This is a genomic window from Burkholderia cepacia (genome assembly GCF_001039005.1).
Taxonomy (GTDB): domain Bacteria; phylum Pseudomonadota; class Gammaproteobacteria; order Burkholderiales; family Burkholderiaceae; genus Burkholderia; species Burkholderia theae.
Genome location: NZ_LDWR01000046.1, coordinates 216560 through 227774, shown reverse-complemented (window position 1 = coordinate 227774; position 11215 = coordinate 216560). Strand labels below are relative to the sequence as shown.

Below are 11215 nucleotides of genomic sequence, written 5' to 3'. Positions count from 1 at the left end.
TCCAGGGTAGTCCGGTTCGACAGGCACGCGTCGGTGGCGCGATGCGTGCAACAGGTCGCTGCAGTATGGAAGCCGGCCGGCCCGCCGCTGTCCCCATTCCGGGTACAACGGCGGGCTGGAATCATCTTGCTGCGCTTGCGGCGGGCAGATCGGGCAGAGGCGGGCTCAGGGCTGCATGCACAGTGCGAACAGCTCGCGCTGGCTCGAGATGCCGAGGCGCCGGTATGCGCGCTTCTGGTAGGTGACGACGCTCGATGCCTTCACGCCGATCGTCTCGCCGATCTCGTGCGCGGTCTGGCCTTCGAGTATGCCGCGCAGCACGTCGAGTTCTCGCTTGGACAGCGCGGGGCATGCATTGCGCAGTCGCGCGAGCATCCGTTGCGGGATGCCGATCTGCGCCGCGCCGGCAAGCGCGTAGTGATGCTTCGCGGCCTGCGCGATCAGCGGCGCGAGCGTTTCGATCGACGCGATCTCGCGCGGCTGGAACGTGCCGCTGCGATGTGCGCGGTACAGGTTGATCGACAGCCAGACCGCATCGCCGGGCTGCATCAGCAGCGCCAGCCGGTCGGACACATCGGGGCCGCGATAGCAGGCGGCGCGATACGCTTCGTGACCGATTTCGTCGCCGGTCTGCTGATGCAGCAGAAGGTCATGACGGCGTGCGCTGCGATGCGCGGTCGACACGATCTGCTGGTTGCCGTCGAGCGCGTAGAAATGTCGCGCGTAGGTGTCGGCGATGTCGCGCAGATAGCGGCCGCCGCGATGATCGGCGACCGACATCGTGCGTGGGCGGTTGCCGAATTCGTACGCGAAGATCGTGCACTGCGTGATCGACAGCGCATCGTCGAACAGTTTCAGGACTTCGGCCGCGAACGCGTTCGGATCGTTGCCGCCGATTGCGGCGACAAGTCCCGTCGCGCGGGATACGTCCAGTTGCCCGGTGAGATTCGGTCGCTCGAGACGCCAGGTGCGCATGATGCGAAGGAGAGGGCGGAGTGGTCCGGCGATTGTAATCGGCGGCGCGCGGCGCGTGAGTCGGGAGATGCCCGCAAGCGGAGATGGCGGGGAGAGGACGGGCGCGCGATTTTGGCGCCGGAAAAGAGAAAAGGTCTGACAAGCGATGCTTGTCAGACCTTTATGTCTTGGTGCCGGAGATAGGAGTCGAACCTACGACCTTCGCATTACGAATGCGCTGCTCTACCAACTGAGCTACACCGGCAGCAGAGAAATGAAATTATATGGTCAATTCCGAGATCTTGGCAATAGGTTTTGCGAATTTTTTTCAGCTTGCTGCGGCTGCTTCGCGAAACCATCGATCCGGCGGACTTTCCGCTTTCACTTCACTGCGATGCGACCGGTCAGGGCCACATCGCGAGGCGCGATTCTACTTGCGTCTCGCACCTCCGTCCAGTGCTGCAGTGCAAATTATTTCGCGTCGTCGTGATAGCCGGTCACACGCTCGACTTCGTTCTTCGAACCGAGGAACACGGGCACGCGCTGGTGCAGGCCCGTCGGCTGCACTTCCATGATGCGCTGCGTGCCGGTCGTCGCGGCACCGCCCGCCTGTTCGACGATGAACGACATCGGGTTCGCTTCGTACATCAGGCGCAGCTTGCCCGGGCGATCCGGCGTGCGCTTGTCGGCCGGGTACATGAAGACGCCGCCGCGGTTCAGGATACGGTGCACGTCGGCGACCATCGACGCGATCCAGCGCATGTTGAAGTTGTCGCCGCGCGGGCCGTCCTTGCCGGCGTTCAGTTCGTCGACGTAGCGCTTGACCGGGTCGTACCAGTGGCGCGCGTTCGATGCGTTGATCGCGTATTCGCGCGTGTCGGCCGGGATCTGCATGTTGCTTTGCGTGAGCACCCACGAGCCGACTTCGCGGTCGAGCGTGAAGCAGTTCACGCCGTTGCCGGTCGTCAGCACGAACACCGTCTGCGGGCCGTAGACGGCGTAGCCGGCCGCGACCTGCTGCGTGCCGGGTTGCAGGAACGACTCCTCGGTGGCCTGCTTGCCGTCCGGGCAGCGCAGCACCGAGAAGATCGTGCCGATCGACACGTTCACGTCGATGTTCGACGAGCCGTCGAGCGGGTCGAACACGAGCAGGTATTCGCCGCGCGGGTAGTTCGCGGGGATCGGGAAGAACGTTTCCATTTCTTCCGACGCCATCGCGGCGAGGTTGCCGCCCCATTCGTTCGCGTCGAGCAGGATCTCGTTCGACAGGATGTCGAGCTTCTTCTGCACTTCGCCCTGGACGTTCTCGCTGCCGGCGGTGCCGAGCGCTTCTCCGAGCGCGCCCTTCGACACGTTGTAGCTGATCGCCTTGCACGCGCGTGCGACGACTTCGATCAGCAGGCGCAGGTCGGCGGGGAGGTTGTTGGTCTCACGTTGCTGTTCGATCAGGAATTTCGACAGCGTGGTGCGGCGGGCAATGGACATGACAGACTCCGAAAGGCCAAAAGAATCCTTGAATGGCCGTAATTTTACCCGCCGCGCTTTCCGTGCCGCCGGCTTTTTTCGTCCGGTTACATGGCCGGGCGGCCGAGTCGGCCCGGTTTCAGGCGTCGGCGCCAGGCGGAATGCGCATGGCCGCGGCGGCCAACCGTGCGGTCGGACCCCGCGATCGGCCCCGGTGTCGGTTGCATTCGTGCAATAAAAAAGCCGGCGCCGCGACAGGCGGCGCCGGCTGTATCGCGCGTGCGCGATGCGGTCGATTGCGTTATGCGAGCGCCTTCTCGACGATCTCGCGCACGTCACGCGATTTCGCGCCGGCGGCGACCTGCTCGAGCGCTTCGCGCATCCGGTCGCGCAGGGCAGGCGTGTAGCGGCGCCACAGTTCGAGCGAGCGGGCGAGGCGCGCCGCGACCTGCGGGTTGATCGCGTCGAGCGCGAGCACCTGTTCGGCCCAGAACGCGTAACCCGAGCCGTCCGCCGCGTGGAATTGCGCGGGGTTGGCCGCGCAGAAGCTGAAGATCAGCGAGCGCGCGCGGTTCGGGTTCTTCAGGTTGAACGCGGGGTGCGCGAGCAGCTTGCGAACCTTCGCGAGCGTCGGCTGCGCGGGCGTGCCGCGTTGCGCAGCCTGCATCGCGAACCACTTGTCGATCACGAGCGCTTCCTTCTCGAAGCGACGATAGAAGTCGTCGAGCGCATGCTCGGCCGACCCGTTCCCGCCCGCGGCCGCCGCGGACAGCAGCGCGCCGAGCGCAGCCGCGCGATCGGTCATGTTGTTCGCCGCGTCGTACTGCGCGGTCGCGAGGCGCACGGCATCGGCCGGGTCGTCGAGTTCGGCGAGATACGCGAGCGCGAGGTTCTTCAGCGCGCGGCGGCCGGAGGCCTCCGGCGTCGGCTCGTATGCACCGGGCGTCTGGTGCTGTTCGTAGGCGGCGAGCCAGTCGGCGCGCAGCGCGGTCGCGAGCTGGCGGCGCACGAACAGGCGTGCGCGATGCACGGCGGCCGGGTCGGCCTCGGCCATCTGGTCCGCGAGATAGGTTTCCGACGGCAGCGTCAGCGCGAGTTCGCGGAACGCCGGCGACAGCGTCGCGTCGGTCAGTACGCGGCGGAACGCGGCGACGAAGTTCGCGCCGAGCGTGAGCGGTTCGTTCGCGGCGGCGCGTGCGGCGAGCGTCAGCAGCGCGCGCGTCGCGAGGCGCTGGCCGGCCTCCCAGCGGTTGAACGGATCGCTGTCGTGCGCGAGCAGGAACGCGAGATCGTCGTCGCTGTAGTCGTACTCGACGATCACCGGCGACGAGAAGTTGCGCAGCAGCGACGGCAGCGGTTGTTCCGGCACGTCGACGAACGTGAAGGTCTGCTCGGTATCGGTGAAGTCGAGCACGCGCGTCGTGCCCGCTGCAGCGGCTTCGCCGTCGAGACGCAGCGGCAGGTCGCGGCCGTCGCGGCCGATCAGGCCGATCGCAAACGGAATCAGCAGCGGCCCCTGCTGCGTTTCGCGCGCGGCCGATGACGCGTCGCCGTAACCCTGCGAGAGCGTGACCGTATAGCGGCGCGCGGCCGCGTCGTACGCGGTCTTCACCGTCACGCGCGGCGTGCCGGCCTGGCTGTACCAGCGCTCGAACTGCGCGAGGTCGCGGCCGTTCGCGTCGGCCATCGCGTGACGGAAGTCGTCGCAGGTCACCGCATGGCCGTCGTGGCGCTTGAAGTACAGGTCCATCCCCTTGCGGAAGCCGTCGCGGCCGAACAGCGTCTGGTACATCCGCACGACTTCCGAGCCTTTCTCATAGACGGTCATCGTGTAGAAGTTGTTGATCTCGACGTAGCTTTCCGGGCGCACCGGGTGTGCCATCGGGCCCGCGTCCTCGGCGAACTGCAACTGGCGCAGCACGCGCACGTCCTCGATGCGCTTGACCGCACGGGCTGCCGATTCGACCTCGTCGCCCGCGGCCATGTCGGCCGAGAATTCCTGGTCGCGGAACACCGTCAGGCCTTCCTTCAGGCTCAGCTGGAACCAGTCGCGGCAGGTCACGCGGTTGCCCGTCCAGTTGTGGAAGTACTCGTGGCCGACCACCGATTCGATGTTCGCGAAGTCGGTGTCGGTCGCGGTCTCGGGGTTCGCCAGCACGTACTTCGTGTTGAAGATGTTGAGCCCCTTGTTCTCCATCGCGCCCATGTTGAAGTCGCCGACCGCGACGATCATGAAGCGGTCGAGATCGAGTTCGAGGCCGAAACGCTTCTCGTCCCAGCGGATCGAGTGGATCAGCGAATCCATCGCGTGACGCGTCTTGTCGAGATCGGCCGGCTCGACCCACACCTGCAGCAGTTTTTCCTTGCCCGAGCCGGTTGTGATCTTCTCCTCGATCGCGACGAGCTTGCCCGCGACGAGCGCGAACAGGTAGCTCGGCTTGCGGAACGGGTCTTCCCATGTCGCGAAGTGGCGGCCGTCGGGCAGGTCGCCCGAGTCGACGAGGTTGCCGTTCGACAGCAGCACCGGGTACGCGGCCTTGTCGGCGCGCAGCGTCACCGTGTACGACGCCATCACGTCCGGGCGGTCGAGGAAGTAGGTGATGCGGCGGAAGCCTTCGGCTTCGCACTGCGTGAAGAAGTTGCCGCTCGACACGTAGAGGCCCGACAGCGTCGTATTCTGGTCGGGTGCGCAGGCGCTTTCGAGCGTCAGTTCGAATGCATCGGGGACGTTCTCGACGGTCAGCCCGTGCTCGTGTGCGCGCACGGCGCCATGCGGCGCGCCATCCAGCCATGCGCCGACGAATTCGAGCGCTTCGCCCAACAGCTCCAGGTGCGGCGCGGGTGCGGCGTCCGGGTTGCGGCGCACGCGCATCGTATTCCTGACGATCGTGCGGGCCGGCGCGAGATCGAATTCGAGCGCGACGGAGTCGATGAGGAAGGCCGGCGGCGTGTAGTCGGCGCGGCGGATCACGGTGGAGGAAGCGTTGTCGGACATGGTCGTCGAGATCGGTGGAGTGGGGGACGGGCCCGCGGCACGGGCCGGGCGAACCGGGCCATTGTACAAAGGCTTGCGGCTGCTTGCCGTGCGAACTTTTTACCGGTTCCGGGAGTCCGCGTATTATCGGCATCCCGTCCGGTTCGCGCGGTGCGACCAACGGGTGACGGATCGACGAGGATCAACATGAAACGCGAATGGATTTTTCGCGGTGCGGGCTGGGCGGCGGCGCTGTGCGTGGCGCTGCTGACGGGCTGCACCAGCTACGTGACGACCCAGGTCACGGCCTTCTCCGACTGGAGCGGCAGCGACGCGACACGCACCTATGCATTCACGCGCACCGATGCGCAGAAGAACAGCATCGAGCAGTCGACCTACGAGCCGATCGTCGCGAACGAGCTGTCCGCGTATGCGTTCCGGCAGGTCCCGCAGGCGCAGGCACGGTATCTGGTCGGGCTGACCTATGCGGTCGGCAGCGATCTCGTGACGGTGCCGCAGCCGGTCTATTACGACCCGTGGTTCGCGCCCGGGCCGTACTGGGGGCGCGGGCCGTGGGGCCCGTGGGGGCCCTGGGGGCCGATGCCGGCCGGCTATGTCGCGCAGACGTACCAGGTGTTCGATTACACGCTCGGCATCCGCATCACCGAGCGCGCGACGGGCAAGGAGGTCTACAACGTGACCGCACGCACGACCGGCGACAACGGCACGCTGCTGTACGCGATGCCGTTCCTCGCGCGCAGCGCGCTCGCCGATTTCCCGCTGTCGAACGGTGCGGTCCGCTCGGTCCGGCTGCCGGTCGACAAGCGCGGCGGGCCGGCGGCGCCGTCCGCCAACGAGCGTGCGGTGCCGGCTGCGCCGGCTTCGGGCGCGGCCGTCGCGAAATAACGCGGCGTTTGCCTCGGCGCGGCCGCCCGGCCGCGCCGGCCACCTCCGTTCGTCAGGCCCCGATGCCCAGCAGCGCCAGTGCGCCGAGCACGACGAACAGCACGGCCGCGATCCCGTGCACGAGCTTCGTCGGCAGACGGTGCGCGAAGCGGTCGCCGAGCAGGATCGCGGGCACGTTCGCGAGCATCATCCCGAACGTCGTACCGGCCACGACACCGATGTAGTCCTGGAAGCGCGCGGCAAGCGCGACGGTCGCGATCTGCGTCTTGTCGCCCATTTCCGCGAGGAAGAACGCCACGAGGGTCGCGCCGAACACGCCGAGCCGCGAACGGTTGGCATTCGCTTCGTCGGCATCGAGCTTGTCCGGCACGAGGATCCACAACCCCATCGCGATGAACGAGAACGCAAGCGCCCAGCGCATGATCGACGGCGTGACGAGCACGCCGAGCCATTCGCCGAGCGCGCCTGCGAAACCGTGGTTGACGAGCGTCGCGACGAGCACGCCGAGGATGATCGGCACCGGCTTGCGATAGCGCGCGGCCAGTACGAGGGAAAGCAGTTGGGTCTTGTCGCCGATTTCAGCGAGGGCGACGGCGCCGGTGGAGATCAGGAAGGCTTGGGACACGTATGGGGTTCCGCGGGCCGATGTTGTGCGTGCGAGCGACGATCCACGGTGCGCCGGGCCCTGATGCGGCGCACTGTGAACCATCGGTCTCGCCAGGCCTAGGTGGCTGCGCCCGCCATGGCCAAATGGCCAAGTCTGTTGACGGACGCCTCCGTCACGATGCGCGCCGGGGGCGCGGGACATCGAGCGGAGCGGCTACTCCCCAATGAGGGGCGAATTCTAGCACGGTGCGCGATGCGCGCGAAAGCGTGCCGGGTAGCGCCGTGCGAAGAGGCGGGGCGCGATCGGCGCGTGGCAGGCTGCGCGCTGCCCGGCATGCGCGGTGACGGGTGTGCCGCCGCGCCTGCCGGGACGAGCGCCCCGGCGCGCAGTGACGTGTTACGCGGTGGCGCGGCGTGCGGCGCCGCGCTCGTGGACGAGCTCGCCGGCCGCGTAGGTGCGGTACACCGCGCGGTCGTCGCCGAGCAGCGCGAACGCGAACAGCAATTCCTCGAGCGAATCCGCGCGTTTTGTGCGGCGCGCGAGCAGCGGCGTGGCCTGCGGATCGAGCACGACGAAGTCGGCCTCGGTGCGCGGCGCGAGCGTGCCGACCGTGTCGGCGAGGTCGAGTGCCTGCGCGGCGCCGGCCGTCGCGAGCCAGAACATCCGCGTGGCGGTCAGGTGGTGGCCCGACAGCCGCGCGACCTTGTGCGCCTCGTTCATCGTCTGCAGCATCGAGAACGACGTGCCGCCGCCGACGTCGGTGGCGAGCGTGACGGGCACGTCGTATTCGCCGGCCTTGTCGAAATCGAACAGCCCGCTGCCGAGGAAGAAGTTCGACGTCGGGCAGTGCGCGACGACGGTGCGCGTCTCGGCCATCCGGCGGCGGTCCTCATTGTCGAGGTGGATGCAGTGGCCGTACACCGCGCGCGGACGCAGCAGCCCGTAACGGTCGTAGATGTCGAGATAGCTGCGATGACCGGGGAACAGCTCGGCCACCCATTTCACCTCGTCGACGTTTTCCGCGACGTGGCTCTGCACGAACACGTCCGGATGGCGGCGCGCGAGTTCGCCGCACGCCTCGAGCTGCGCCTCGGTCGACGTCGGCGCGAAGCGCGGCGTCAGCGCGTACATCTGGCGGCCCTTGCCGTGCCAGCGGTCGATCAGCTCGGCGCTGTCGTCATACCCCGATTGCGCGGTGTCGCGCAGGAATTCGGGGCAGTTGCGGTCCATCAGCACCTTGCCGGCGATCATCCGCAGGTCGCGCGCGTCGCTCGCCGCGAACAGCGCGTCGGCCGACTGCTTGTGCACCGTGCAGTAGACGAGCGCGCTGGTCGTGCCGCAGGCGAGCAGTTCGTCGACGAAGAAGTCGGCGACTTCGCGCGCATGCTCGGGATCGCCGAACTGGCGCTCGGTCGGGAACGTGTACTTGTCCAGCCACGGCAGCAGGCCCGGCGCCGGCGACGCGATCATGTCCGTCTGCGGATAGTGGATGTGCGTGTCGATGAAGCCGGGCACGATCAGCTTGTCGCGCAGGTCATGGACGATCGCGTCGCGCGCGAGCGTCGCGGCGAGCTGCGCATACGGGCCGGCCGCGACGACCTTGCCGTCGTCGACGATCAGGAGGCCGTCGGTCTCGTAGTTCGCGGCCTGGCTCGATTGTGCCGGGTCGCCGTTGAAGGTCAGCAGTTGGGAACGAAAAGCGGTTTGCGTCATGACGAATGGTCCTGCATCAAGGTAAGGCGAACAGAAGAAAGCGATCGACGCCGCGCGGGCGACGGCATGGATGACGCCGTCCGCGCGGGGGCGGGACGGCGCTTCGCGAGCGGCCGCGGCGCACGGTGTGCGACACGGCCGGATGCGATTGCGCGGGCGTTCGTGGCGGCCGAAGCCGCCATCGCGTGGTTGCCGGCGAACCTCGCAACAATCGCGATCGCGACCGGTGCGGCGGCGCACGGAACGGCAAGCCGCGACGGCACGCGCGGGCAGGCGACGATCGCGCCGCATGCGTTCGCGCCGGGCGCACGCTTGCGATCGGCCCGGCGCATGGCCGAACCGGTTGTCGCGAAGCGGATGCCGTTGCCGTGATTCATCTGTCTAGCGCGCCTCGATGCCGGCCGTCACGCGGCCTGCCAGTACGCGTCGAGGCGCGCGTACAGTGCGTCGCGCTGCGCCGGGTCGATGAACGACGCCTCGAAGCCGTTGCGGATCACCGCATGGACTTCGGCATCCGTGAGGCGCAGCCCTTCGGCCGTCGCGAAGTAGTTTTCATTGACGTAGCCGCCGAAATACGCCGGATCGTCGGAGTTGATCGTCACCGCGACGCCGCGCTCGAGCAGCGCCTTCAGCGTGTGCTTCGCCATGTCGTCGAACACGCACAGCTTCAGGTTCGACAGCGGGCAGACGGTGAGCGCCGTGCGCGTCCTGGCGAGGCGTTCGACGAGTGCCGCGTCCTCGATGCTGCGCACGCCGTGGTCGATCCGGTCGACCTTCAGCACGTCGAGCGCTTCGTAGATGTAGGCGGGCGGGCCTTCCTCGCCCGCATGCGCGACGAGCTTCAGCCCGAGCGCGCGCGCCTTCTCGAACACGCGTGCGAACTTCGTCGGCGGATGGCCGAGCTCGGACGAGTCGAGGCCCACGCCGATCAGCCGGTGGAGATAGCGCTCGAACAGCGGCAACGCGGATTCGAACGTCGCGAGCGCGTCCTCTTCGGACAGGTGGCGCAGGAAGCACAGAATCAGTTTGCTCGACAGCCCGCGCTGTTCGGCATCGGCGAGTGCGCGCTCGATGCCCGCGACGACCGTCTCGATCGGCACGCCGCGCTCGGTGTGTGTCTGCGGGTCGAAGAACAGTTCGGTGTGGACGACGTGGTCGGCGAGCGCGCGTTCGCAGTACGCGGCCGTCATGTCGTAGAAATCCTGCTCGGTCAGCAACACGCTCGCGCCTGCGTAATAGATGTCGAGGAACGACTGCAGGTCGGTGAACGCGTAGGCGGCGCGCAGCGCGTCGATCGAGTCGTACGCGAGCTTCACGCCGTTGCGCTGCGCGAGCGCGAAAATCAGTTCGGGCTCGAGCGAGCCTTCGATATGGATATGCAGCTCCGCTTTCGGCGCGCGGGCAATCTTGTCCTTGAATGTCGGGGTCATGGCGTCGTTCTTGGTCGGTCAGTGGGTAGGGGAAGCCTGCGCGGGCGCGTTCGCCTCGACGGCCTGCAGCAATTGCGCAGCCACCGAGATCGCGATCACTTCGGGCGCCTTGTCGATGATGCCTTCGACACCGATCGGGCAGCGCATCCGCGCGACCTGGGCCGGGTCGATGCCGATGGCCGCGAGGCGATGATCGAACTGCACGCGTTTCGCGTGCGAGCCGGTCATCCCGAAGTACGCATAGTCGCCGCGCCGCAGGATGCGCTCGGCCAGCACGAAATCGAGTGCGTGGTCGTGCGTCATCACGACGAAGTAGGACTGCGGCGGCGCCGCGTCGACCGCGTCGGCCGGGGCAGCGGCCGCGTCGATCGCGAGGTTGCCGATGCCGGCGAGCGCTTGCGCCGGCGGGAACACCGCATCGGCGCCGTCGATCCAACGCACGTGGCACGGCAGCGTCGCCAGCACCTTCACGAGCGCGGTGCCGATGTGCCCGGCGCCGAACAGCATGACGGGGAACGCATACGGCGCGATCGTTTCGGTCATCAGCGACACGCCGCCGGTTTCCCACAGCAGGCAGTCGGCACGCGCGGCCGGCGATTCGGGCTCGCTCAGCAGCGGTGCGCCCGGCGAGGGGCCGAATGATACGCTACGCACGGTCGCGGCGCCGGCCGCGACACGTTTCGCCAGCGACATGATCCAGCCGAGATCGCCGACGTCGAGCCGCTCGAACGCGAGCACGACCGCGCCGCCGCAGCACTGGCCGAGGCTCGGGCCGAGCGCGAGCCGCTCGAGCTTGCGCGCGTGGGGTACGTGCGCGCCATCCTTCAGCAGATGCCGCGCGATCTCGATCGCCTTCCATTCCAGATGACCGCCGCCGATCGTATGGCGCGCCGTGTCGCGCGTGACCAGCATCTTGGTGCCGGCTTCGCGCGGCGCGGAGCCGTCGGTATGCGCGACCGTCACGAGCACGGCCGCTTCGCCGTGCGCGAGCAGTTGCTGCAGATCGCCGAGCCAGGCTTCCATCAGCACGCTCCGTTCGGCAAAACGCGGCACGACACGCGGCGCGGGCTGGCGGGCGCCGCGGCAACGAGGACGGACGGGAGCGGGGCAGGCCGGCCGCACGGCTGATGCGGTGCGGCGGCAGCGCACTGACGGCGCGCGCGAACG

At 67.8% G+C, this 11215-nt stretch carries 9 protein-coding genes, 1 tRNA gene and 1 riboswitch; of the genes, 2 read left to right on the top strand and 8 right to left on the bottom strand.

The features are described 5' to 3' along the window. Positions 1 to 165: 165 nt before the first annotated feature. From VL15_RS26935 to pepN, 4 genes are all read right to left on the bottom strand, one after another. Positions 166 to 975: a helix-turn-helix transcriptional regulator gene (locus tag VL15_RS26935; protein WP_048249667.1), complete on the bottom strand. Its 810-nt coding sequence runs from the start codon at positions 973 to 975 to the stop codon at positions 166 to 168. A 168-nt stretch (positions 976 to 1143) separates the two neighbouring features. Next, positions 1144 to 1219, bottom strand: a tRNA-Thr gene (locus VL15_RS26930). A 206-nt stretch (positions 1220 to 1425) separates the two neighbouring features. Continuing rightward, complete coding sequence (locus VL15_RS26925; RefSeq protein ID WP_048249666.1) at positions 1426 to 2439, bottom strand: class 1 fructose-bisphosphatase; 1014 nt, start codon at positions 2437 to 2439, stop codon at positions 1426 to 1428. Between the two features lie 280 nt (positions 2440 to 2719). Next, positions 2720 to 5413, bottom strand: a complete 2694-nt coding sequence (gene pepN / locus VL15_RS26920; protein WP_048249664.1) for an aminopeptidase N — start codon at positions 5411 to 5413, stop codon at positions 2720 to 2722. A 186-nt stretch (positions 5414 to 5599) separates the two neighbouring features. On the opposite strand from pepN, the gene VL15_RS26915 reads away from it, so the two are divergent. After that, the gene (locus VL15_RS26915) at positions 5600 to 6298 is read left to right on the top strand and encodes a DUF4136 domain-containing protein (protein WP_048249663.1); all 699 of its coding nucleotides are present in this window, start codon (positions 5600 to 5602) and stop codon (positions 6296 to 6298) included. 52 nt (positions 6299 to 6350) lie between these two features. Here the strand turns inward: VL15_RS26915 and VL15_RS26910 are convergent, their stop codons facing one another. Further along, positions 6351 to 6923: a TMEM165/GDT1 family protein gene (locus VL15_RS26910; RefSeq protein ID WP_048249662.1), complete on the bottom strand. Its 573-nt coding sequence runs from the start codon at positions 6921 to 6923 to the stop codon at positions 6351 to 6353. Between the two features lie 78 nt (positions 6924 to 7001). Next, positions 7002 to 7139, bottom strand: a riboswitch (yybP-ykoY riboswitch). 162 nt (positions 7140 to 7301) lie between these two features. Then, positions 7302 to 8618: a guanine deaminase gene (gene guaD, locus VL15_RS26905; protein ID WP_048249661.1), complete on the bottom strand. Its 1317-nt coding sequence runs from the start codon at positions 8616 to 8618 to the stop codon at positions 7302 to 7304. A 66-nt stretch (positions 8619 to 8684) separates the two neighbouring features. Between guaD and VL15_RS42150 the strand changes: the two genes are divergently transcribed. Next, positions 8685 to 8990 (top strand): hypothetical protein, encoded by a 306-nt coding sequence (locus VL15_RS42150; RefSeq protein WP_048249659.1) that lies wholly within the window; start codon positions 8685 to 8687, stop codon positions 8988 to 8990. Positions 8991 to 9022: 32 nt separating this feature from the next. Here the strand turns inward: VL15_RS42150 and VL15_RS26895 are convergent, their stop codons facing one another. Beyond that, positions 9023 to 10048 (bottom strand): adenosine deaminase, encoded by a 1026-nt coding sequence (locus tag VL15_RS26895; RefSeq protein ID WP_048249658.1) that lies wholly within the window; start codon positions 10046 to 10048, stop codon positions 9023 to 9025. A gap of 18 nt (positions 10049 to 10066) precedes the next feature. After that, a complete protein-coding gene (xdhC, locus tag VL15_RS26890) occupies positions 10067 to 11071 on the bottom strand; it encodes a xanthine dehydrogenase accessory protein XdhC (RefSeq protein WP_048249656.1) in 1005 nt (334 codons plus the stop codon). Between the last annotated feature and the right edge of the window lie 144 nt (positions 11072 to 11215).